Source organism: Chryseobacterium defluvii, assembly GCF_003634775.1.
GTDB classification, from domain to species: Bacteria; Bacteroidota; Bacteroidia; order Flavobacteriales; family Weeksellaceae; genus Chryseobacterium; species Chryseobacterium defluvii.
Window position 1 is genome coordinate 147938 of record NZ_RBXB01000001.1, and the last position, 25413, is coordinate 173350.

Here is a 25413-nt window from a genome sequence, read left to right on the forward strand (position 1 = left end):
CCGGCTGTAAGAAGTACAATATAAAGTGTATTAATGATAATAAAAAAAGCTCCCGAAATTTTTTCGGGAGCTTTTGTATTTTATAAGATTTATAATTAAACCGTAGTCAATCTTAAAGTATTGGTTTTTCCGCCTTCGTAAGATGGAGTTGCATTGATGTTGATCACAAAGTCTCCGCTCTCAATATATCCATAATTATGCGTTAACATGTTGACCTGGATGATGGTTTCATCCGTAGGCTTTTTCATATCGTAATAGTATGCATGAACTCCCCAAAGAAGATTCAGCATGGTGATTACTCTTTTATTACCACTGTACACAATGATATGAGAGTTGGGTCTGTGTGCCGCAAGCTGAAATGCCGTATAACCGGAATGTGTTAAAGTAACGATGGCAGAAACATTGGTAGTTTTAGCAATCCTTACCGCAGCTAAACAAACCCTGTTTGTAATGAATCTGTCGTCGATGCAGTTATAATCCTTTTCAATGGGCTCATTTTTATGCTGGTAAAAATGTGTCATTTCAATGTTTTTCACAATTTTAGCCATGTTCTCCACTACCTGAACCGGATACCTTCCTACGGAAGTTTCCCCCGAAAGCATCACTGCATCTGCACCATCCAGTACAGAATTGGCAACGTCATTTACTTCTGCTCTTGTTGGGGTTAAGCTGTTGATCATGGTTTCCATCATCTGGGTAGCGATGATAACCGGTTTGGAATAGAATCTGGCTTTCTCCACTAAAGTTTTCTGAATAGCGGGAACTTCTTCCATAGGAACTTCTACTCCTAAGTCACCACGGGCAACCATCAATCCATCACATTCCAGTAGAATCTGATCGATATTTTTTACTCCTTCTGGTTTTTCAATCTTCGCAATGATCGGAGTTTTGAATTTACCGTTCGGATGACCTTTAATCAGTTCTTTTAAATCGATGATATCCTGCGCATGACGAACAAATGAAAGAGCAATCCAGTCTACTTCCATATCAAGCATGAAGTTGGCATCCTGAATGTCTTTTTCTGTTAAGGCAGGAAGAGAAACGGCAGTATTGGGCAAGTTCACCCCTTTTTTAGAGCTTAATGGCCCCCCTTGAATGGTTTTAGCCCTTACTGTATCTTTTCCATTGGTTTCGATAACTTCCAAAACCAGCTTTCCGTCATCAATAAGGATTCTTTCGCCTTCTTTAACGTCTTGAGGAAACTGCTGGTAGGTCATGTATACCTTAGTGGAATCTCCTTCCATTTTCTCATTGGTAAAGGTAAGAACATCTCCGGGGTTAAGGTAAGAGCCTTCTTTTACAACACCCACTCTTAATTTTGGACCTTGTAAATCTCCCAAAATACCTACTGAGAAACCATGTTCCTTGTTAAGCTCTCTGATGATATCAATATTTTTTCGAACTAAGTCGTAATCTGCATGTGAAAAATTTATTCTGAAAATGTCAACCCCTGCCTTCATTAGCCCCAGCATAACTTCCTTAGAGGATGAAGCTGGCCCAAGTGTTGCGATAATTTTTGTCTTCTTTAAATACTTATTCATAATATTGGATAATTTGATAAAGTTCTTCCTCAGAACTTAAAGTGTACTCTTGCATTGGAAACACAAGATTTTCAGGGAGCAAAATTACGGAAAAATCAGGAAATTGTTCCGAACTATGCAAAATATATTCTACTTCTGCCTGATTATTTAATAAAAACTTAATATTTTCTTCTTCTGAGAAGAGCTCAGTCTGTTGTTTTTTTTGCTTACTTTCAGAAGATCTGTTGGAAATAAAAGTAAAACAAGTCTTGGTAAACTTGTGATAAGCTTCGAATCTCGGAAAATGATAATCATAGTAGGAGCCATGAAAAATAAGATCTTTTATCCTTGAAAATGTAAGATCATTATTCTTGTTTATCTTGTAAAAAAACTCATAATCAGGTATATTTTTCGCCAATCTTACCAAGCCAATGGTAATATCTTCGAATTCTATATCATCTATATCATAAAGTTTTTGGATTTCCAAGTATATTTTCTTTTTTGTTTAAAATATAAAATGCTCTCTGTGCTGCTTTTTCCTCTGCTTTCTTTTTGGACGTTTCTGTGGCATTGGCAATTTTTTCTTCTTCCAGCCATACATGGCACCTGAATACTATTGCTTTGTTTACCTGAACTTCTTCACAGGTTTCATACCGGATGTTCACTTTTTTCTTCTGGCTCCATTCCAGCAGAAGACCTTTATAGCTTACAATTTTGTTTTCAAGCTTGTTAATTTCCGTGGGTGTCAGAAGTCTTTCCAATATGATTCTTTTGCAGGTATCATATTGAAAATCCAGATAAACAGCACCAATTAAAGCCTCAAATAAATTACCGGAAATATTTTCACTTAAAACTACAGAACTTTGTTTTTGTAAAAGATCAGTAAGTTTAAGATCATCTCCCAGTTTATTGAGATTTTTTCTATTAACAATTTTAGATTTCATTTGCGTCAGATATCCTTCATTAGCATGAGGATAGGTTTGAAACAAATGGCAGGAAATAACGGTTCCCAAAACAGAATCACCTAAAAATTCAAGACGTTCATAATTGCTTTCCTGATTTTTAGAAGAATTTTTTAGAGAGAAGGCTTCCCGATAAAGATTAATATTCTGGATCTCAGTACCTAACATGATATTGAGTTGTGTACTGAGGAAATAGTCTCTCTCTGTTAATTTTCTTTTTCTGTGTTTGAGAAGGAATTTAGAAAAGTATTTCTGTAACTCCATTCAGTAAATTTAGATTTTCGTAAACAGAACGCAGGCATTATGCCCACCAAATCCAAAAGTATTACTCATGGCTACTTTTACATCTTTTTTCACAGCATCATTAAACGTAAAATTAAGTCTGCTGTCAATATTTTCATCATCAGTAAAGTGATTAATGGTAGGAGGAACAATACCATGAATAATAGTTCCTAACGCAGCAATAGCTTCAATCACTCCGGCTGCACCTAAAAGGTGACCTGTCATTGATTTTGTAGAATTGATCTGAATGTCATAAGCGTGCTCGCCTAATAATTTCGAAATCGCGTTAGATTCTGCAATGTCTCCTAATGGAGTAGATGTACCATGCATATTGATGTGATCTACTTCATCAGCAGTTAATCCTGCATCTTCCAGGCAATTCTTCATTACTAAGTAAGCTCCTAAACCTTCAGGATGTGGGGCTGTCATATGATGTGCGTCTGCACTCATACCGCCACCTTTTAATTCTGCATAAATTGTTGCACCACGTTTTACCGCATGCTCGTATTCTTCAAGGATGATACATCCTGCTCCTTCACCCAACACAAAGCCGTCTCTGTCTTTGTCAAAAGGTCTGGATGCTGTTTTTGGATCATCATTTCTTGTAGAAAGCGCCATCATTGCATTAAACCCACCAACACCACTTGCTGTAACGGCAGCTTCAGAGCCCCCGCAAACTATTACATCCGCTTTTCCTAGCTGGATCAGCATTTTGGAATCTATAATAGCATTAGCAGAAGAAGCACACGCAGATACAGTAGTATAATTCGGACCATGGAAGCCATATTCTATCGAAATGTGCCCTGGTGTAATGTCCGCAATCATTTTAGGAATAAAGAAAGGATTGAATCTCGGAATATCTGTGTTGGCCCATCCTAAAACTTCAGTTTCAAATGTTTCCAAACCTCCGATACCTGATCCCCAAATTACTCCGACTCTGTTTTTATCTACATTGTCTTCCATAATCCTTGAGTGTGCAACAGCTTCTCTGGCAGCTACTAACCCAAGTTGGGTATTTCGATCCATTTTTTTTGCTTCTTTTTTATCAAAATGCTGCAACGGATCAAAACCCTTCACTTCACAAGCGAATTTTGTTTTGAAGTTTGTGGCATCAAAAAGAGTAATCGGAGCAGCACCGCTCTCACCTTTAAGAAGATTTTCCCAGTATTCTTTTGCATTATTTCCAATTGGTGTTATTGCGCCAAAACCGGTTACAACTACTCTTTTTAATTCCATAAACTTTGTTTAATTTTCTTTTTTGTTGAAGAATATTATTTATTTACTACTTCTTCGATATAAGCGATAGCGTGTCCTACAGTAGTAATTTTTTCAGCCTGATCATCAGGAATCTGAATGTTGAATTCTTTCTCAAATTCCATGATTAATTCAACTGTATCTAGTGAATCTGCTCCTAAATCGTTAGTGAAGCTAGCTTCAGGAGTTACTTCTGTTTCTTCAACGTCAAGCTTATCAGCGATGATAGCTTTTACTCTTGATGCAATGTCTGACATAGTAAATTATTTTTTTAATTGTTAGATGCTGCAAATATATAAAATTCTTTACGATAAAACATTTTTTTGGTCTTTTTTGTCTGCAAGATGGAGGGATTTTGTTTTAAGGTTTCGTTTTCAGGGTTTTATGCTTAAGCAATTAATCGGTTAAATAAAAATAAGGACATTCATATTTACTATAAAAACATTAACATCAAGAAAAATAAAAAAGATTTTAAAAGGAAGTAAACTCTATGAGATGAACATTCAGACCAAAGTTATATATTTATTGATTGGGAAGCTACCGTAAGAAACCCGATCTTGATTACTCAAGTTATGTTACTTAAAATTTTCGTATGTTTTATCAGTATAACTCTTTTGTAACTCTTAAAGCTCAAATATTAATTAAATGCGGACAGTTTTAAAAGTTCGGGTACAAATTTGGTACAAAAAAAGAGAAAATGTAATTATTTGGAAATAAATAAGTTACATCTTCTCTTTAGCTTAAAAAGTGGAGTTGGAGGGACTACTCATTTGTATTGATAATCAATTGTTTATTTGTATTGTTTTGGTTTTGTTACAACATTTGTTACAACATTTGCCATTTTAAAATGTAGATTGGTATGAAACAAGCTTAAAAAAAAACCGGTTCAATTAATGAACCGGGATCTTGTTTTAAATTAATACTATTATATTTTGAATGATAAAATAATCCAAAAAAGATTAATAAGTATCAGAAACCAAAAAATAATTTGATTTAATGTATTCTTATTTCTTAAAAAAGCATTAATAAAAATTGACATTATAAGAAAAAAATAAGTAACATATCTAATTTCTGGAACTTTATAATTAAAGAGATTGTAAATATTCTCGGAAATATTTTGAATTGATGAACTATAAAAAATCCTTAAAATAAAGATAACTACAATAGTTACTGAATGAATTAATCTAATCTTCATACACTACTAAAAAATCTTCTCTTACTATATTATATACAATATTATCTCCTTCTATTGATATTATATTAGGTTGTTTATTTGAGGGGAATACAATAACAAGTAATTAAAAAAAGATTTATCAATAATAAAATTATTAATATAATTGAATTAATTTTTTTGACTGACGTTATAAAAACCATTGCAAGAATTTGATATATATATATTAGCATTTTATCAATTCGTATTCCAAATAGCATATCTAAGTTTTGATTAAAGGTATGAGTTGCTTCCTTGTAAAAAATCCTTATAAAGAATATAATACATATTGTTACCAATACCCAGACTTTTATTTTCATAATAATGTTATTTAATTAAACGTTCCTCCTCCTAAATATCTATGTGTATGTATGTCATAAAAACTATACTGTGACCAAATATAATTTTGAGGACCCATCATAATTGTTTTATTTACTGTTACGCCTTTCATATTAGCAGGATGTTTTGAATGCATATTCAAATAATTGTTCTGCACATCTCTATACATATCAATGAATTGAGATGCTTTTTCACCTTGAATACCTATAACTGTCCCTCCAACAATTATTATTCCTGAGACAGGATTTATTGACTTCCAACCCTCTTTTAAAAAGTCAGTAATACCTTTAAGAGTAGTTATTCCTCCTGTCCATTCTGAAATCTTATCAGCATATTCTGCCGCTTCACTGACATCTTTGATCGTTTTCCCAAACTCTAAAAGAGTATTTTCATGGTCTAATTGATATTGTTCTATTGTTGTTTGATAACCAGACCAACGGTTAAAATTTGTTTCATTTTTCAAATATTTTCTTTTAGGTGTCGGATCGCCTAAAAACTGCGAAAAAAAGTTACCTCCTAGATTAGCCTGCATCCAAGGACTTAAAGAAGATCCTCCACCACTGCCTCCTGTAGCACCAGTTGCATCAATCGAATTAACTTTAGGAGCTATATCCGTTATAAATAATTAGAGTATTGAATTTTCAATACTCTAATTATTATAAATATTTTTAGTAATAAGGAATTATATTTCCAAAGGGAATAACGTTACTTATTTCGGACACTTTCCCTAATCTTTATTTGTGGAAGAAATCCATTTTTTACTAAATTGAAAAATAATTAGTACTATATTTCTGATTTGCAAAATAAATATTATAAAAACAATATAATACATTAAAGTTTCTAATAAGCTAAGAAAATTATTTTTGAAAAAATTATTTTCTTTTGATATTATTGCGTATAATCTTAACCAATAAGAATTATTATGTTCATAATTACTGATAGTAATTATACAATAAATTAATTGTAAAAAAGCAATAGTATAAAAATTAAATCTTTTGATTTTTATACTGCTTAAACTTCCTAAAACACCATTTATTATGGTGCTGATAAACACTATTTTATCAAATGATTTAGTAACATCATTGTGAAAAAAACTAGGAGTTATTAATATTATAATCAATGTTGCTAAGCTGATTGTATAAAAAATTATTTTCATGTTTTATTGTTTAATTGGAATTTGCATATTAAATTTTTGTCTTAAGTAGCTGACTATTTTCATACCACCATCACCAGGACAATAACGAGCATCATTTATTTTTTCAATATGCCCGCCGAGATATTGTATCCCATATTGACTATTTAAATATGATACTAAATTTGTTAATGATTCTCTCATTTTCGTACTTGCCCCACCATTTCCATTAAGATAATTTTCGTATAAGAACTTTTCAAAAGATAATCCTTTGTTTTGATAATCTAAATCTGATAACAAAACAATTCCAATGTTAGACGTATTAGCTCCTGCAGTGTGTGCCCCTTTTACATATATTGGTCTCCCTTCATAAATATTACCAGCGCTATCTATAGCAAAGTGATATGGTATATCTGCATAACCAGATGCCTGTTCTTTTATTTGAAGTTCTTGAATATTCATATAATTTGATTTATTTCCAGAATGATGAATAGTTATCGTGTTATAATATGCTGATAGATCGCATTCCAATTCTTCCCAACTTCTTCCTTTTGTTATTGGAGCTTTAGCACCCCATTCTTGCCTTGATATTATATTAGGTTTTGGATTACCATATAAATTTGCCTGCATCCAAGGACTTAAAGAAGATCCTCCACCACTGCCTCCTGTAGCACCAGTTGCATCCATAGCATTTACCTTAGGAGCCGGAACTTCTCCATTGGAGTTACTATTATAGCCATAGAAATCTTTTATTGCATTAAACATGTCTATAGCATCTTGTCCTGTATATTCTACATCACCTTCGAAAGTATTTCTTGCTGCCATACCATCCGGATCAGTAAATTTCATGGGGTTATTTACCGCGTAGTTATATGGAGAATGTCTTCTGAACATTTCTGCCAATGGATCAATAACTCCCCATCTTCCAATATCCGGCATATAGAATCTTGCTCCATAATCATACATCCCAATTTCCCACTGCTTTTCTTTACCATTATATTCATAATTGTAATTAATTCCGGAACCATCAAATCCATCTCCACCATGTCTTAGGCCAAAAGCATAATAGTCATTCTGCTCTAAAATTTGAGGGATACCTCCATTTTTGGTGTAACTTACTCTTACATTTCCCAAATGGTCAACATAGTTGTAAATATACCTATTATTTTGGTAATCATAATATCCTTCAGAAGTGTTGAAAAACTTTAAGGTTGGGACTACTAAAGAAAAAGTTTCAGCACTGTATTGAAATCCATCAATATATTCCGTAGTAACAAAAGCATCGTTATTTTGTCTGCCTGAGAAATAATGGAATTTCTTTTTCACCTTCACTCCATCTGCCCGGTAAGAATACTGTACATTACTGTAAATATCTTCCCCGTTTCTAGATACAAAATTGTTGAATTTAATGTAAGAAGGAAGGTTCAGGTGATTATAGTTTATTTGAAGAATATTCTTATCCTCATGCTTGGTCATATTCCCATTATCATCATAGGTAATGTTATTGCCGGAAGTATCGGGATAACCATTGTAATTATACTTTTGATCTACAACTGTTGACAATCTGTTACCATTATAAGTATAAACCAGCTCATCAATCTGTTCTGCAAAACCGGAATAAGACTTCTGGTTTCTGTTCAGAGTCATAATATTACCATTCGAATCATAAGTCATGTTTTCATTGTAGAACCCGTTTTGTGGAACTGTAGTTTCCGGTTCCTGATAAATAGCATTAGTGAGCCTGTTGTAACCATCATACTGATAACTGTACCTTTTCAGTATTCCGTCATTGGCACTTTTCCAGTTCATTTCCGTAATATTTCCATTATAATTAGCCTGCGCTACAGAAGCATTTGATGTTGAACCAAACTTCAGTTCATACCCAAATAATTTACTCCCTAAATTAGACGGATCATTTAGTTTGGTAACCCATCCTCTGGTATTATAGGTGTATTCTACATTCTGAAGGTTGTTTCCTACTTTTTTGCTTGTTACTTGCCCTAACTCATTGTAAGTATAGTCTGCTAACAATTCTTCTGTAAGATTGTTTACCTGATGAAAATGCTGTTTAAGCCTGAATAGATTGTCATAAACAAACCTTTCCTTTACTGCCACTTCAAGATCTGTATCGGTCTTTTTGTGATAGGTGTTGGCAAAAAGAACCGCTCCTGAAAAATCTAATTGTTTTTCGGTTTTGGTATAGCCTCCCAAATGGTTTTTTCCCTGACTACCAATTGCCCTGCCCTTAAGGTCATACCAGATATGAGTGGAAGACCAATTGTCATCATCCAGATTTTTCACCAAAGTAGCGGTAGGCATTGTTTTGGTACTTCTGATACTGTTGATCCCGTTTACTGTTACACTGGAAGAATTGGTGAGAGTAGACTGGCTTAGGATAGTTCCCGGCTGCGAAACATTGGTCCCGGGATAGGTGTCATAATAATTTAAAGATAACAAAGTTACCCATTTGGTAGAATTAGGATAAGTACTGTCAGGAGTATCATAATAAACATCCATTCCCTGTCTGTTAAAGAATATATAATTGATTCTGTTGACATTGTTAGGAGCTAAGCCATCCACTTCTGCTTGTTCTACACTTCTTACAGAGCCTGTGGAAATACCTGTAATAGCAACCCTGTTAAACTTATCATATTTGGTATACAACCATTGTCCTTTAGCTCTTAAATTAGCATCCTGAGTAGCCACTAATCTATTTTGCTTGTCATAGAGCATGTGTTCCCATCCTTTTCCGGGAAGCTTTTTCTCTACAAGTCTGTACCTGTTATCATATACATATTGGTAACACAGATCGTTCAAAATCTGCTGGGATACAACATTACCATTCGCTACTATATTTTCTACCGCTTTAGGAGAAATTACAAAAGCAAGCTGATTGAAATCATTATAAATATAATAAGTATCCTGTTTTCCTGAACTACTTTCTTTTCTTAACAATATGATTTTTCCCTCAGAGTTTTTGAACTCAATGGTTTTGTTTCCATTTTCATCTGTGATAATAGTTTTGGAAAGTTGGTTAACATTGTATGTGGAAATACCTGTTATAGATGTTGTCAGCGTTGCATTGCTCCATACAGCATCTGTATTGAATTTTTTGACTTGATCCGATGTTGTATTGGTCAGATACTGTGTTTTTACCGTATGACCAGAACTCATTGCCCATTCTGTTCCCGGGTTAGCAGCTTCCAATACTCTTGCCAAAGGAGATGCTTCTAGCTTTTGTTCAGTATAGGCATTCGCTACACCATAATAAGCATTGGCTGAAGCCTCAGAAACATTCTGCATTCCCAAATTGGCAGTCGGCATAGGAACAGGAAGAATTGATTTTGTCTGCCTTCCTAGATCGTCATACACTATAGGAATAGCAAGATCCTGCCCTAAAGGTGTGGCTTTTACCTGCACTACTTGTTTGGGCCTTCCTAAACCGTCAAAATATTGTACGGTTTCAGTTTTCTTGCTTCCATCTTCGGAAAGGTATACCTTCGTATAAATATAGTTTTCGGAAGCTGTAGGTGTTGTTTGAGCCATTGCAAAAGGCATCAAACCTAAAGCTAAAAGAGAAAAGTTTTTTTTCATTTTTAGCTCATGTATGTCAATTAAATTTTTATATAGAATTTTATAATTTTTCATCTTTTGTTTTAGTTTTTATTGTTATACTGATGCTCTTTCACCGTATTCCCATTAACATCAACTACTTTTTTTAATCTGTTATAACCATCATACTTATAGAACTCCATTATTCCGTTGGGAGGAATAACTGTGGTTGTTCCAATCAGAGGATTATAGGTATAACAGGTCACCATAAAATTCTGAAGAGCTGCATCGTTCTTAAAAGTATTTAAAGCATCTACCAACGTCTTTTCCAATGTTTCTTCTTGTGCTGTCGAAGCATTCGCATCATTATTGGATGCATTGACTATTGCTGTGATCAATGAAACAGGAATATCAGATAGCTTAGCTCCTTCTATTTTAGCAATAGGCATCGTTTTATTATAACCCCAGATAATGGTGGTAGAAATAGCTGTAGAACCTGCTTCCGGGAAAACTGTATACTGTACCGGATTTCCTTTATCATCATAAACATCAAAAGACATATTTTTGATAGACTGGGTAAGATTGTCCGGAAGATAGCTTACTTGTGAGGTTGGATAAAAGTGATTGGTATTCTCAAATTTTGTTTCAGATTTTGAAACTATTTTACCATTTCTTTTACTCTCAACTACTAATGGAATAGATATGATCCCTGCGTTCCAAAGCCTTGAGTCAGTAAAATACATTCCCCATGGGTAAGTGATATTTTGTTCATTGATTGTACCATCAGATTCTGTCATCTTTTTATAAACAACATTGAAGTCCTTGGTATCTCTTAGGGTTTCAGTACTTATTGTTAAGACATCAGATCCTGTATGGCTGGTTGTAGTTAAATAGTGTTTTTTAATCATGGAATTTTTTCCTGTACCTACATTTTTCTGATAAAATTCGTATTCATTGGTTTCTTTGGTAACCAGTGCATCATTCTTGTCATATACTTCCGTTTTATCCACTATACCGTTCATCAAAAGATTATAATAGTTCAGGTCATCTAAATACTTTAATGTCCCATCCGTGTTCAGGTTTTCAGGGTAATCATTTAAGGATTTAAAATAATATTTGGTGTATCCTCCATTTTGTCCAAGCGTTTCCCTAACATTTTTATAAATAACCCCTGCATCGTCATATTCATTAAAAAATCCACTTGTCTTGGTATTATCAGTAAACTTTTGGTAGTCATAATTTCTTGTCTGTGAAGGAATCAATGTACTTCCGTCATAATATTCAATTTTTTTGATACGAACGCCTTTTCCGGTTGAATAGTTAGGAAGTGGTTTGGATTGATAACGGATACGTTTCACTACAACGGTCCCTTTTCCTCCTGTACCGGAAATCTTGAGCGTATTGTATCCCGGCATATATTTCTTGTATCCATCAGGAGTTGAAATACCTGATGTAATTTCTGCGTTAATATAAGGGTCTGTACCAGAAGGCAAAGAAGGGTCATTATAATACTCATCTACGTTGACCCAATATTCCAGATAACTCGAGCCTTCCGTATTATCAGGGTTTACCGGAATATTAAAAAGGTAGTTATTTCCGCCGTTAGTATCAAAATTAATCGTTTCAACATCTTCATAATATTGTGCTTCCCTGTCCTTTAATGTATGAGGAGGGGCGTACATTGTTAAATAATCATTAGTATTTTTATCAACAAAATATTGATTAGGCTCATACTCATACTTAATGGTATTACCCGTTGGAAATTTAATACTTGTCAAGAGCCCCATTCCAAGATATTTAGGATTCTCCGCTTCGTTTTCAAAGCAAAGCTTATATGGGTTTACAGCATCTATCCAATTGGGATTATCAAAAGGAAGTTGACTATAGAAAAATTCTGTCGTTTGATACCCTGAAAGGGAGATGTCATATTTAAGAATTTTATTCAATATTCTTTTGCTCTGGGTCTCACTATATAAACATGGGGTTTGACCAATAGGAATATATCCATAAGGATAGGTATAGCCCCCTACCATAGTTTGAAACCCATATTTCTGAACTGTTCTTCCTGCAGAATTTTTTAGCTCAATACTTTCCAGTTGAAAAGGGTCATAATAAGATTTTCTTTTAGTAGCATCAAAAGAATAATTTAAATTAATCTCACCATAGTCAGGAGAAACTACTTTTTTCAGTTTAAGTCCTTTAACAGGTTTTTGTATACTGGTTGCAGGAGGGGTTACCGTGTAGTTATCTTCCTGATACTCAAAGCTGAGTAATTCTAAGCCATTAACATCAACTATTTTAGATAAGTAATAACATGCTGTAAAGTTTTTAGGGAAGCTATTGATATAGGCATATGAAATATCCAGTTTATCAAAGAAAAATTTGTTTCCCGCTTCATCAATGATAGTGAAATTATATTCGCCATTAGGTTCTGTAAAATTAATAACTAATTTATCATAGGTAATCTTACTTAAAAAGCTGACGCCTGAAGCATCTTTACTTAAGGAAAATTTCCCGGTGCGTCCCAAAATAGTATAATAAAAGGTATCTCCTTCAGGGAAACCATTATAAGGATTAATATTTTGATAAATAAGAGCTGTCAATCCATACGTTGACCAACCTAATCCAACATCTGAGGCTTTATTATATCTCCCGGAATTGTTAGGGTGATAATTTATCCCACAATTGATGGAAATACTCTTATTATGGGTGGGTAAAGAAAAAAACGGAATACTGGTGTCAGGAATACCAGAGGATATAGCAACCGGAGTTTTTACAAAACTAGGCAAAGAAGATACCGATGGTGCTGATAAGAAGTTTTCTTCAATGGTAGTTAACTGGGCTGAAATAAAGCTTATGGAAAGCTTTGCCACGAGTAATAATGTTATAATTTTTTTCATCTTAGTTTATTTCTTGATTATTTTAGCACTTGCATTTTTGTTTGTATCCGTTTTAATTGTAATCAGATAAGCTCCCTGAATCAATGGTTGCGTGTTGATCTTGGTTACCTTATTCTTGGTTTTGGTTTGTTGCAGTAGCTTACCACTCATATCATACAACAAAATATCCGCTTCCTTAAATTCATATCCGATCTCTACATAGGTGTAATCCGATACAGGATTCGGATAGACTTTGATGTCCTGCTTTTCGATCAGCTGATCAACCTGTCCGTCTCCTAATTTCACGATCTTCCAGTTCTCCTTTCCTAATTCCTCTGCACTGGTTCCTGCTAAAATAATCGAACCATCCCTGTTGAGTTTGATATCCGATAATCTTTCCTCCTTCTTTCTTGATTCTCCCTTTACATGTTTTCTCCACTGTTCCTTCCCTTCCTGATTCAGATACAGCATCCAGAAGGTTTCATCATCACTCTCTATTCTTCCTTCTGCCTGAGTATAACCACCCAATAAGATTCCTTTAGTTGACAGGGTAGAGTTGTCAGTTGAGAGATGATTAATCACACTCATTCCCATAAGTACATCCCTGTTCTTAAAGTTGTATGATTTCTGCCAGATTTCTTCACCTCTTTCATTTAAAGCAATTAACCATAAATCGGTTCCTTCTTCTATTCCTGTCGTTTTGTTTCCTGATCTTTCTGATCTTGATTCTCCGCCAATCACATATCCCATGGAAGTTAAAGCCAATGTTCTTAAGTGATCATCTGCTTTTCCTCCGAAGTTCTTTTCCCATTCAACTTTTCCGTCTTTATTTAGCTTAATAATCCAGTAATCGCCTTCACCGAAGTTTTCTGTTTTCTTGAATCCTCCGATAGTGCTTCTGGAATAGATTCCTAATAATGCACCTCCATCTTTGGTCGGAATCATTTTCTCCACTTCATCGAATCCTTTTCCTCCTAAGATCAGTTCTGAAGTTTGTTTTCCTGTTGTATCAAGCCTGATAATCCATATATCTTTAGAACCATAGCCTTTAGCCGAGTTCTGTACATTTCCCGCCACAAAGTAACCTAAGTCTGTGGTTTGAATCACGGCTCTAGCTTCTTCATCGGAAGCTGTCCCCAATGTCTTCTGCCACTGTTCTTCTCCAAATTCATTGATTTTGATTAACCAAATATCCGAGCCTCCTTTAGACTTTTCTTTCTTATCCAAAGATTTTCCTGAAAATGAAGTTCCAGCCAGAAGAAAGCCTCCTTCCTGGGTGTTCACTGTGGCAGACAGGAAATCATGGTTCTGTCCTGAGAAGTATTTTTTCCAGACTTCTTCGCCTTGCTGGTTGAGCTTGACCAAATGGAAGTCGTAACCGTTGTTCTGTTTGCTTTCTGTTTGTTTTGAAGCCTGAATACTGCTTCCTGAAATAAGATACTGTCCGTCAATAGTAGTGGTCACTTGTGAAAGGAAATCCTGAGTATTGGATTTAATATCTCTCTGCCACAATACATTTTGAGAATACAGCAGACCAGTAGTGCATAAGATTAATGCACTCATGTAGATTTTTCTCATCTAATTTGTATTTTAGTTAATATTAGCGTTTATTTCAACGCTCGAATTTATATTTATTTTTCATATTTAATATCCGTAAAAAACCCATTTTTACATAGATATTTTTCTATTTGGATGTAATATTTATTTAACCTCATCCATATTGCAAAAATACATCTTCGTAGCGACAAACCGTGTCGTATTATATTTATAGATACATTTTATTCAATTGGTTGCAATGATTTTGAAAATAAGAAAGGCATAGGACTATATCTATTGTTAGGAGGTACTGGCATACCCGAACACAAATAGAAAATAACCTACGCCCAAGCGAAGGCATTACTATTCCTGTGTTCTTGAAAAGTGCCAGTTTTCCTAACAAGAAAAGCGAATGCTTTTATATTTTTTCGTTAAAATCAGCTACTAAGATATAAATATTTTTAAAATCATATTCACTGATAATAGAAATAAAAATGTTTTAAGAAACAAAGCTCTGGAATTTCTTACGTGCGAACAGATAGGGAGATATTCGGCTCAAGTACTTATTTTAGGTTGTTTTTTGAAAGTATAATGGAGCTAAGGATTGACAATGAAAAGTTTCTTACCAAAGGGAGAATTACTATAATTATTTGTTTTTAGTTAATCTTTTACAGTCAATCTTTTTTTGATTAACTAATAAGCTGAATGAACGTAAGGAAAGTTTTGAAACGTCTATCTCCCACATAGGATCATTTTGGTTATCTATAACCAGTGTTCTATCATTCATATCAAATTGTTCTACAAAGCAATAATAAAGCAAACGAGGGATCATGAATAAAGTCCTTTTCTCTTTACGGTTTAAACGAATATAGAGATAATGGTTTTTACTTTCTGCTTTTCCCATTAGATTAAGGGACATGATTTGTTCTTCTCCAAAAAAAAATTATTATCAGAAGTCCAGCCGCTTAATCGCTTTACTCTTCCTTTGTTAGAAATAGCATATTTACCCTCAAAGTCAGGTATAGGGTTCCAATATTCATCTCTTAGGTTTTCAGTTGATAAATTGAGACAGGCTGGTGGATTCTTTTTATCAATAGAAGGCTTCCCTAGCTTTATCCAAAGGGAAGTGTTGAATAATGTATTCGGGTTATGCAACTTATTTATTACGGGGGATATAAAATCTTCTTTTTTAGGGATATAGTCTTTCAAAAACCAGCGGAATCCTCCTGCCGTAAAGTATTTTTTCTGCAATACAAACAGAATATTATTTTTACCAATACAGAGTGCTTTATCCGCCGCATCAATACTTCCAAACGTACCTATCAGTTTACCATCAACGGAGTATTGACTTACAGATTTTTGATATTCGATTTTTCGGTTTTTAGCTCTGTTCTTTTGAATTGCTTTAATCGTTTTTTCCCTTATTGAAAGTTTCTCTAAATTCTTATAATTCAAATGAAGGCTATTACTGTCTTTATATGAAATGGCAATAGAACGATTATTCAAATCAAACTTTTCAACAAAATGATAATAGACTAAACGTGCTATGGATTTAGTATATCTAGTCCCATTGAATGACAAAGCACATTGTGCGACATAAAAAGGACAGTTAAGATATTTATTAAAATATTTTCTAAAATATATTTTTATAATCCGCTCCGGTTCTTTCCGGCTTTTTCCGTAAGGGAAATACGTCCAACGCTCCAAACGTTTCAAACGACCATAATTGGAAATGGCATAGTTATCAAAACCTTCAACGGATTTCCATTCTTCTTGAGGTAGATCCCTTAAAGAAGTATTGTAGAGTACTTCAGTCAAATATTTATCTTCTATTTTAAGAGGTTTATTCATATAACAAATATAAAATAATGTTGCGTTGTAAAAGTCTCCAACGAAGAGCATTCCAATCGATGAAAGAATACAAACTGGCTTTATCTCTTTTTCAACTGTGATGTTAAAACTATTTTAGCAAGTGTAAATAGACCAATATGAGTGAAGGAACCATTATTTTTTATTATATAATAATAATTAAAAATAAAAAACCTTAAATTATTAGTTTTTCAATAATTTAAGGTTTTGTTTTAGTGGAGTTGGAGGGATTCGAACCCTCGTCCAAACAAGCAACACATAAGCTTTCTACATGCTTATTCTGCTATTGATTTTCGACTGAAAGCAGAGAACAGACACCCAACTTCCAGCTTATCTTCTACAATTTTCGAGTTTCAGCCGAAGCCTCTGAAACCTTATTTCCGCATTCCTATATCTCAGGATCAAACGCCGCAGAACAGAGCATTTGTGAGATATCTTGCTTCCCTACTAAAATCTTCGGGAAAACGCTTGATCTACTATACTTCGATATTAAGCTGCAAGAGCGAACTCTTCGTTGCCAGTTAAAATTTTGTAGCAAGGGATTATAGAGATCGCGCTACGGTTCTCTGCATGCTTACTTACCCATTGATCTTGCTGTCGAAACCAGTCAACCCCATGAATAGTGGAATGCAAAAATAGAACTTTTTGTTCAGATTTGCTTATTATAGCTATAGCTTTTTTGAATGTGTGTTATATTAAAATTTTTATTCTCTATTTTTTAGCAATATCCAGCCGGATAATTCAACCGGTTTCTTACTGATACTGTCAATCCAGGATAAGCTGTACCAATAAGTATCTGTTGGTAATGGTCTTCCGATATATTTTCCATCCCAGACAGGATTTTTAGAACTAACAGGGAAAACTACCTTACCATATTTATCAAAGATATTTCCTTTAAAGCTTCCAAACTTACTAATCACACTGAAATCAATGGTATCATTAATACCATCACCGTTAGGAGTGATCGTGTTGGTCATTAAGAATGTATAATATTCAGTATGCGTGTCACAAAATACCCCTCTTTTTCTTACCCTGATAGAGTATTGGGTGTTTTTAAGCACATTCTTGAAAATGTTGGATGTCTGCCAGGTTACCCCGCCGTCAATAGAATATTCCAGTGGCTCGTTGGCAGGATTTTTTACATTAATCGTTAAAGTGTGATCCTGATAAGTGATAGTAATAATTTCAGGAGTTTTAATATAAGAAACCACTGCGGTGAGGATTTTAGAACAAGAACCATTGTTAATAGTGACAGTATAAGTTCCGGGTACACTTGTGGTGATTGTTTGCGTAGTTGCCCCTGTACTCCAGCTATAAGAATAATTAGGACCTGCCCCTGCATCCAAAGTTGCTTGATCTCCGGGGCATATCTCTACATTAGGTAATGAGGCCGTTATTTCGGGAACTACATTAATTGTAATGGAAGCACTTGCCTGAGCAGGACAGCCATTAGCGCCTACTCCTGTTACAATATAAGTTGTTGTTGAGGTAGGAGAAACAATTTGAGAATTCCCATTACCAGGTAAGCCTGTCCATGTATAAATGGCTGCGCCTGATGCCGTGAGAACAACAGAATCTCCTTTACAGATGTTAAGAGAAGAAGCATTAAGTGTTATGGTTGGGGGTGTGATATTTTTAACTACAGTCACGGATCCTTGTTTTGTACAACCCAATGCGCTGGTGATAGTAAGGGTATAAGTTCCGCCATTATTGACTACCGGAGTTAAAGTTGTACCTCCCGATACAATATTTCCTCCGCCTGTAGCTGCCCATGAGAAAGTTGAACCGGGTTGATATGTTGATGCAGAAGCATTTAAAGTAATTTGTGTGTTGGTACAGGTAATTTCAGAAGGAGTAGCAATATTTACAATAATAGCAGGATCCATAGTTACGGTTGCCGAATTTTGATATTGACATCCTAAAGGAGTGGTTACGGTAACCGTATAAGTTCCCGGGGTTGTTACTGTATTCGTAGCACTTGTAACACCATTAGACCACGAAAAAGTATTTCCACTGCCTGTTGCCGTTGCCGTTAAAGTAGTTGAAGATCCCCCGCAGAATGTTAAATTCCCGGTGATCTGAACATTCGGATTAGGACTGTTGGTAATGGTAATCGAAACCGGATCACTTGTACATAACCCATTATTATGGGTCAACGTATAAGTACCTGCTGTGTTGACAGTGATACTTTGAGTTGTCTGTCCGGTTGACCAGTTATTCCCCGTAGCAAAATTTGAAGTCAGGGTTACATTTCCGTTATTACAGATCACATTGGCGGAAGCGGTAATCACGGGAACCGGTTTTTGATTCACGATTAATTGCAGATTCGCGACTTTTGAGCAGGTTGTTGATTTTACCCGCACATATATGGTAGCATTTCCTGAAACATAAGTGGTTGGCATTGAAATGGTGCTGGCATTTCCTGCAATGGCGTCTGCCTGATTAAGATAATAATCAAAAGTTACCCCTGGTGTGGTGCTGATACTATTTTGCGCTGATGTTAAATCAAAAGTGGCTGTGGAAGTGCCTGAACATACACTTAAGCTCGTATTTTGAACAACCGGAACTACACCTTGTGTAACAGTAACGGATTTTTGGTAAGTACAATTGGCAGGAGTTTTAACGGTTACGGTATACGTTCCGGGAGAGGAAACTGAAATGCTGTTTCCGGTAGCTCCTGTAGACCAGGTGTATATATTTCCAGTTCCTGTAGAAGAAGCGGTTAGTTGTGTTGGGGTGTCACACAGTAAAAGATTACCGGTAATCTGTACATTCGGATCCGTATCAGCGGTAATTGTTACTGATGCTTGCGGGCTTGTACAGGTTCCATTGGCGCTTATGAGAGTATAGGTGCCCGGAGTTGTTACAGTAATGGATGGAGTGGCTGCCCCTGTAGACCACGTATTGCCTGTAGGATTGCTTGATGTTAAAGTAACACTTCCGCCGGGGCATAATGTAGTGGATGAAGCAGTGATTGAAGCAGTTAAGCTCTTAATTACAAAAATGAATGAGCCGGTTTGTTTACATGAATTAAGACTGCTTCCTGGATTATTCGGATCATTGTAATTAATGTTATAATAATAGGTAGAGCCGGGTGTTACTATTACGGGACCTGTAATAGGATTACTTCCGGTAGCGGCATCATTGGCATCATTAAAATAAGTTACTGTGAAATTGGTATTTCCGTTTAATATTCCGGAAGATAAGGTCGTGAAATTAAAGGGAGTACTATTATCACAGATTGCTATTTCTCTTGGAGAATTCGGGTTTGGGCCTGCAACACCCGGAGGTATGAACGGGTTAGGAGCAATGGTGGAATTTGAAAACGGAGAGACAAAAGTAGCGGTTCCTCCCCAGGTCAGATTAAAAGTATAAACCGTACTTGACCAGTTATCTATATATAAATAATAGGTTTCTCCGGCAACTACATCCATGTATTTGCAATAGGGCGATGTAGGCCCTCCTGCAGAGGTTGTGTTGGTGTTGGTCATGTTCATGCCTGTGCTGCTTAGAGCTCCTGAGGCATTACATCTGATAGGAAACCCACGATTTGCGCATGTTACATTCGGGCCATATATAGCCCAGTCATAATCAACAGGTCCTGTAGGGGTAAGATTGAAGGTAAGGGTTCCGCTTGTGGCAATGGTAAATTTATACCATACAGAATGATGTTCTCCTGAAGACAGGCAGCCTCCAAGACTTTCATAAGTATTACCAACTCCTGAAGGCGTATAGTTGATGTTCGAATTTCCGCATACGGTAATTGCTGAAATGCAATCTTCCTGCGCGGAAAGGGAGATATAAAAGATGGATAATAAAGAAAAGAATAGTTTTTTTATCATATCCTGGTTATGTTTTTATTGGTAAATAGCTTGAGCAGCTTAATGATGTAAAATAAGAAGAAGTGAAACACTGAATTCTGCCAGATTAGCTTTTGGGGACAAGCGATGAAAAAGTTTCCATTTGTTTGATTTTTAGTTTTTTGCAAATCTAACCAAATATTTGTAATAAAAATCATTAAATGCCTGTAATATTACTGAAATGTGCTGTTGATTTTGAATATTTTACATTTTTTTTATATCGTATGTAGTTGAAAAATTAGAAAAACATTGATTCAGAGTTTGGAGTTTAGTAAAAAATGTGTACTTTTGCAATCCAAAATGAGATGTAAAATATGTTAATAATTCCTGTAAAAGATGGTGAATCCATCGATAGAGCGTTAAAAAAATATAAAAGAAAATTTGACAAAACTGGAACAGTTCGTCAGTTAAGAGCCAGACAACAGTTTGTTAAGCCTTCTGTAACTTTAAGACAAGCTAGATTGAAAGCTGCTCACAAACAAAGAGCACTTAGCAAAGAAGAGCAGGCTTAAGATATTTTCTTAAACACATACTAAATTCACTTCTTAAATTCTTATATTTGAGAGGTGAATTTTTTGTTTATACCTCTATACTATATGTTGGATAAATTTTTAGAATATTTACAATTTGAGAAGAGGTATTCTCCTCATACCATTACAAGCTATAAAAAAGACCTTGAAGATTTTTCATATTTCTACCTTGCAACAGAATCTTCCGAAGATATTTCCAAAGCAGATAAAAAAATAATCAGGAATTTCATTGTAGAACTCAGTGAAAAAGGTATTTCAAAAAGAAGTATTAATAGAAAACTTTCTTCCCTTCGCAGTTTTTATCTTTTTCTCCTCAAAATAGGCGAGATTACCGTTTCTCCTACAGAAAGCATCTCTTCCCTGAAGTTTTACCCGGAGAAGCAGATTCCTATGTCTAAAGAGGAAATGCAGACGTTAAGCGATCATATCTTTGAAGAAGTGCATGATGTGCTGGAGAAATGTATCATGGAGGTCTTATACCAAACAGGAATGCGGAAAGCTGAGCTTTGTGGTCTGATATTTGAGAGTGTAAATATAAACGGAAAAGAATTGAAAGTAATAGGAAAAGGAAATAAGGAAAGGTTTATTCCAATATCCGGAAACCTTGCCAATCTGCTGACGGATTATTTAAAAATAAGGAATCCCCAGCACGAATATCAATCCTATTTTTTTGTAAATAAAAAGGGGAAAAAACTCACCGAAAAATTTGTTTATGTGGTAGTTAATAAGTACCTTAGTCTTATAACTTCTAAACAAAAAAGAAGTCCCCATATTCTGAGACACAGCTTTGCGACACATGTTTTGGATAACGGGGCTGAGATCTCAAAAGTAAAGAAAATACTAGGGCATTCCAGTCTTGCAAGTACTCAAGTCTATACGAATGCTAATATCGAACAATTGAAAAAAGTGTTTAATCAGGCTCATCCAAGAGCCTCAAAAAAAGAAGAATTATGAAGATCACAGTACAATCAATTGGTTTAACTCCTCACGAACCATTAGAATCTCACATTGACAAAAAAGTAAACAAACTTGAGACCTTTTATGACAAAATTCAGGAGTGTAAAATCTTCTTGAAAGTAGAGAATAATACAGATAAAGCAAATAAAACTGCTGAGATTATTTTGGCGGTTCCGGGGGATGACATCGTCGTTAAAAAGACAACCACAACTTTTGAAGAAAGTTTAGACCTTTGTGTTGATGCTGCTAAAAAGCTATTAATCAAGAAAAAAGAAATGGCCTAGGAAAAAAGTTAAAAAAAAGTTATTGAAAAATTTGAGAATTCAAAAAATCCGTTCTATATTTGCACTCGCAAAAAGGAACAGTGATCTTTTGAATTCTTTTTTTAATTGCCTCCATAGCTCAGTTGGCCAGAGCACGTGATTTGTAATCTCGGGGTCGTGGGTTCGAATCCCTCTGGAGGCTCATTTTAATATAAACATGAGGGGAGATTCCAGAGTGGCTAAATGGGACTGACTGTAACTCAGTTGCTTCGGCTTCGTAGGTTCGAATCCTGCTCTCCCCACATTTTATATTAAAAAATAAAGTTGCAGATTTAAAAGCTTTTTTATAAGTTTGCACAGCGTTACCAATAGTTTTGGAAACAAAATTGCGGAAGTAGCTCAGTTGGTAGAGCGTCAGCCTTCCAAGCTGAATGTCGCGGGTTCGACCCCCGTCTTCCGCTCAATAAATCACCCAATAGGCGTGATTTTTTTTTACACCTGATATAGCGTAGGGTAGAGTTTCCCTGAAAGCTTTCAGTCCTTTTAAAATTGCCTCCATAGCTCAGTTGGCCAGAGCACGTGATTTGTAATCTCGGGGTCGTGGGTTCGAATCCCTCTGGAGGCTCAATTTTTAATATAACATGAGGGGAGATTCCAGAGTGGCTAAATGGGACTGACTGTAACTCAGTTGCTTCGGCTTCGTAGGTTCGAATCCTGCTCTCCCCACATTTATATTATGAAAGAAAAGTTGCAGATTTAAAAGCTTTTTTATAAGTTTGCACAGCGTTACCAATAGTTTTGGAAACAAAATTGCGGAAGTAGCTCAGTTGGTAGAGCGTCAGCCTTCCAAGCTGAATGTCGCGGGTTCGACCCCCGTCTTCCGCTCAACAGAAATCACGCAGACAGTGTGATTTTTTTGTTTGACGCCGACTTAGCTCAGCGGTAGAGTGCTTCCTTGGTAAGGAAGAGGTCACGGGTTCAAGTCCCGTAGTTGGCTCTCATTGTAATCCCGGAATTCTTCCGGGATATTTTTTTACCTGAATCCTGATAGATCCTTTTTCATAAAAGGAGTAGCTGCTTTTACAATACATTAAAATTTAATTAAAATCATCTCCTGAATTGCTGTATGGATCATAGTTTGATTAAAACCATTAAAAAAATCTTTAAATTCGTGTAAAATTATTTTCGATGAATATTCTTTTATTGGAAGACGACCTTATCCTTTCTGCAGAACTGTGTAAATTTTTGGAAGCTAATCATTTTACCTGTGATAAGATCTATGATGGAGAAACATTTCTTCGGCAGATTAAAAACAATACCTATGATATGTATTTGCTGGATATCAATGTACCTAAAATAAACGGACTGGATGTATGCCAAACCATTCGTTCTTTCGATAAGAATACCCCCATCATTATTATTTCGGCTTATGGAGACCTTTCGGATAAAAAAGATGCTTTTAACAGGCTGGCCGATGACTATCTGGTAAAACCTTTTCAGTTTGAAGAATTACTTTTACGTATCAATTCCCTGATGAGGAGAAAAGGACCGGCAGATAATTCAGACCAGGACATCATAAGAGTTGATGATCTCATCATCAATAAAACCGAGCAAAAAGTGTACAGAGGCAAAAATGAGATCAGCCTTACCCTGAAAGAATTTCAATTGCTGGTGTATCTGGCCGAAGCACAGGGAAGAACTGTTTCCAAGCAACAGATCACAGAACATGTCTGGGAACATAATTTTAATACCAACACCAATACGGTAGAGGTGTACATCAATTTTTTAAGAAAAAAGATTGATAAGGATTTTAAAGTGAAGCTCATTCATACACGTTCCGGTTTCGGATATTACCTAAGTCCGTTGTAAAATGTCCTTAAAACGAAAGATAGCATTAACGATCAGTATTGCCTTCTCATTATTATTCGGTATAGTGATGGCGGTTATTTATATATCTTTCAACGATTTCAGGAGGGAAGAATTTAAGGAGAGATTCAAGCAGAGACTGGAATTCACCTCCCACTTCATTTCTAAATCAAAAGATTTTGGGGAAGAAGCTCCCGTTTTTTTTAATGAGAACTCAGATAATATTCTCTTAAATGAAACTATCCTGATTTTTAATGAACGGAAAGAGCTTATCTACAGTACTATAAAAGACAGGAATGTTACCTGGGATAATGCCCTGCTGAAAGAATTGGATGAAAAGAAAGCTATATATTCGGAAGAGACAGTTCCGGAAATATATGCGGCTCTAAAAACCATTAACGGAGAGAAATATTATATCCTGACCAGTGCATTTGACAGCAATGGAAAATCTAAACTGGCCTATCTGAAATATCTTTTAATTACGGCCTACGTGATGAGTGTGCTTTTGATAGGCTTTTTCAGCTATTACTTTATGGGAAGGTTTCTGCGTCCTTTGGAAAATTTGAATAAAGAAATCTCAGAAGTTACTGCTCATAAGCTGACAACCCAAATCCCGGTTCAGGAATCTGAAGATGAAATCAATATACTGGCGAAATCTTTTAACACAATGATCGTGAGATTAAATGATGTATTCCAGTCACAGAAAGACTTCACAGCAAGTGCTTCCCATGAAATCAGAACACCTATTACAAGAATGGCCTTTCAGCTGGAAAACCTGATCAAACTGGAGCAGCATCCTCCGGAAACATTGTCTTCTTTGAAACAGATTCAACGGGATGTCTACCAACTTTCGGATTTAACGAACTCTTTGCTGTTACTTACTAAATTTGACAAGGAAAACATTCAGAGTATTTACGAAGAAGTAAGAATTGATGAAGTGATCTTTGAAGCTTTTGAAGCTGTGGAGAAAAGTTACCCGAACCTTAAAATGGATTTCCTGATCTCTGAGGATACTTCTGAAAATGCTCTTCTGATAATTAAAGGAATTCAATCTTTACTGGATATCGTATTCATTAATTTGTTCAAAAATGCAGCCGTATATTCTGATAATATTGAAGTTGATGTTTTAATTACTGAAACCAATTCCGAACTCAAAGTAGATGTTATTTCTCAAGGGAATACTATTCCTGAAGAAGAACGGTCCAAATTATTCGAAGCCTTTATGAGGGGAAACAACTCCCAGAATATTTCAGGTTCCGGTTTAGGCCTTAGAATTGTTAAAAGAATTCTTGAGTATCATGGTGCTGAAATTACCTATTCTTCCCCTGAACAGCACATCAACAAATTCACTGTATTTTTCAAAAAATAAAATTTAATTTTTTTTTAAGCGCCCTTTAAGTTC

Annotated in this window: 18 protein-coding genes, 7 tRNA genes and 1 other RNA gene; 12 read left to right on the plus strand and 14 right to left on the minus strand. The window is 35.3% G+C overall.

The window, feature by feature from the left end:
- Positions 1-95: 95 nt before the first annotated feature.
- The 14 genes from pyk to BCF58_RS00740 all read right to left on the minus strand — a co-directional run bounded on the left by pyk (position 96) and on the right by BCF58_RS00740 (position 20377).
- Positions 96-1541, minus strand: coding sequence for a pyruvate kinase (pyk, locus tag BCF58_RS00675; RefSeq protein WP_121459889.1), 1446 nt, complete (start codon positions 1539-1541; stop codon positions 96-98).
- Entirely contained in the window at positions 1534-2007 is a 474-nt protein-coding gene (locus BCF58_RS00680) for an IPExxxVDY family protein (protein ID WP_121459890.1), read from the minus strand. Before BCF58_RS00680 ends, pyk begins: the two co-directional genes overlap by 8 nt.
- On the minus strand, positions 1985-2746 hold the full coding sequence (rnc, locus tag BCF58_RS00685; RefSeq protein ID WP_121459891.1) for a ribonuclease III: 762 nt from the start codon (positions 2744-2746) through the stop codon (positions 1985-1987). The genes BCF58_RS00680 and rnc overlap by 23 nt, the downstream gene beginning before the upstream one ends.
- A gap of 9 nt (positions 2747-2755) precedes the next feature.
- A complete protein-coding gene (gene fabF / locus BCF58_RS00690) occupies positions 2756-4000 on the minus strand; it encodes a beta-ketoacyl-ACP synthase II (protein ID WP_121459892.1) in 1245 nt (414 codons plus the stop codon).
- 35 nt (positions 4001-4035) lie between these two features.
- The gene (locus tag BCF58_RS00695; RefSeq protein WP_002976354.1) at positions 4036-4275 is read right to left on the minus strand and encodes an acyl carrier protein; all 240 of its coding nucleotides are present in this window, start codon (positions 4273-4275) and stop codon (positions 4036-4038) included.
- A 1284-nt stretch (positions 4276-5559) separates the two neighbouring features.
- A complete protein-coding gene (locus BCF58_RS00700; RefSeq protein WP_121459893.1) occupies positions 5560-6099 on the minus strand; it encodes a hypothetical protein in 540 nt (179 codons plus the stop codon).
- Between the two features lie 195 nt (positions 6100-6294).
- The gene (locus BCF58_RS00705; RefSeq protein ID WP_121459894.1) at positions 6295-6723 is read right to left on the minus strand and encodes a hypothetical protein; all 429 of its coding nucleotides are present in this window, start codon (positions 6721-6723) and stop codon (positions 6295-6297) included.
- A 3-nt stretch (positions 6724-6726) separates the two neighbouring features.
- Positions 6727-10293 carry a DUF6443 domain-containing protein gene (locus BCF58_RS00710; RefSeq protein ID WP_170148955.1) on the minus strand — a complete coding sequence of 1189 codons (3567 nt, stop codon included), beginning with the start codon at positions 10291-10293 and terminating at the stop codon, positions 6727-6729.
- Between the two features lie 62 nt (positions 10294-10355).
- On the minus strand, positions 10356-13151 hold the full coding sequence (locus BCF58_RS00715) for a hypothetical protein (RefSeq protein ID WP_147461999.1): 2796 nt from the start codon (positions 13149-13151) through the stop codon (positions 10356-10358).
- A 6-nt stretch (positions 13152-13157) separates the two neighbouring features.
- On the minus strand, positions 13158-14708 hold the full coding sequence (locus BCF58_RS00720; protein ID WP_121459897.1) for a T9SS type A sorting domain-containing protein: 1551 nt from the start codon (positions 14706-14708) through the stop codon (positions 13158-13160).
- Positions 14709-15312: 604 nt separating this feature from the next.
- Positions 15313-15570, minus strand: coding sequence for a hypothetical protein (locus BCF58_RS00725; RefSeq protein WP_121459898.1), 258 nt, complete (start codon positions 15568-15570; stop codon positions 15313-15315).
- Positions 15570-16517, minus strand: coding sequence for an NUMOD4 domain-containing protein (locus tag BCF58_RS00730; protein WP_170148956.1), 948 nt, complete (start codon positions 16515-16517; stop codon positions 15570-15572). Before BCF58_RS00730 ends, BCF58_RS00725 begins: the two co-directional genes overlap by 1 nt.
- 231 nt (positions 16518-16748) lie before the next feature.
- Positions 16749-17150, minus strand: a transfer-messenger RNA (tmRNA) gene (ssrA, locus tag BCF58_RS00735).
- An 89-nt stretch (positions 17151-17239) separates the two neighbouring features.
- Positions 17240-20377, minus strand: a complete 3138-nt coding sequence (locus tag BCF58_RS00740) for a T9SS type B sorting domain-containing protein (protein ID WP_121459900.1) — start codon at positions 20375-20377, stop codon at positions 17240-17242.
- A gap of 332 nt (positions 20378-20709) precedes the next feature.
- Here BCF58_RS00740 and rpsU point away from each other — a divergent pair, with 332 nt between their 5' ends.
- The 12 genes from rpsU to BCF58_RS00800 all read left to right on the plus strand — a co-directional run bounded on the left by rpsU (position 20710) and on the right by BCF58_RS00800 (position 25380).
- A complete protein-coding gene (gene rpsU, locus BCF58_RS00745; RefSeq protein ID WP_121459901.1) occupies positions 20710-20907 on the plus strand; it encodes a 30S ribosomal protein S21 in 198 nt (65 codons plus the stop codon).
- Between the two features lie 84 nt (positions 20908-20991).
- Positions 20992-21879, plus strand: coding sequence for a tyrosine-type recombinase/integrase (locus BCF58_RS00750; RefSeq protein WP_121459902.1), 888 nt, complete (start codon positions 20992-20994; stop codon positions 21877-21879).
- A complete protein-coding gene (locus BCF58_RS00755) occupies positions 21876-22166 on the plus strand; it encodes an HPF/RaiA family ribosome-associated protein (RefSeq protein ID WP_121459903.1) in 291 nt (96 codons plus the stop codon). Before BCF58_RS00750 ends, BCF58_RS00755 begins: the two co-directional genes overlap by 4 nt.
- 107 nt (positions 22167-22273) lie before the next feature.
- Positions 22274-22347: transfer RNA gene (locus BCF58_RS00760), tRNA-Thr, on the plus strand.
- 19 nt (positions 22348-22366) lie between these two features.
- Positions 22367-22447: transfer RNA gene (locus tag BCF58_RS00765), tRNA-Tyr, on the plus strand.
- Positions 22448-22533: 86 nt separating this feature from the next.
- Positions 22534-22606: transfer RNA gene (locus BCF58_RS00770), tRNA-Gly, on the plus strand.
- A 90-nt stretch (positions 22607-22696) separates the two neighbouring features.
- A tRNA-Thr gene (locus BCF58_RS00775) sits at positions 22697-22770 on the plus strand.
- Positions 22771-22790: 20 nt separating this feature from the next.
- Positions 22791-22871, plus strand: a tRNA-Tyr gene (locus BCF58_RS00780).
- A gap of 86 nt (positions 22872-22957) precedes the next feature.
- A tRNA-Gly gene (locus BCF58_RS00785) sits at positions 22958-23030 on the plus strand.
- Between the two features lie 40 nt (positions 23031-23070).
- Positions 23071-23142 (plus strand) — tRNA-Thr (locus BCF58_RS00790).
- A gap of 191 nt (positions 23143-23333) precedes the next feature.
- Complete coding sequence (locus tag BCF58_RS00795; protein ID WP_121459904.1) at positions 23334-24014, plus strand: response regulator transcription factor; 681 nt, start codon at positions 23334-23336, stop codon at positions 24012-24014.
- A gap of 1 nt (position 24015) precedes the next feature.
- Complete coding sequence (locus BCF58_RS00800; protein WP_121459905.1) at positions 24016-25380, plus strand: ATP-binding protein; 1365 nt, start codon at positions 24016-24018, stop codon at positions 25378-25380.
- Positions 25381-25413: the final 33 nt, after the last annotated feature.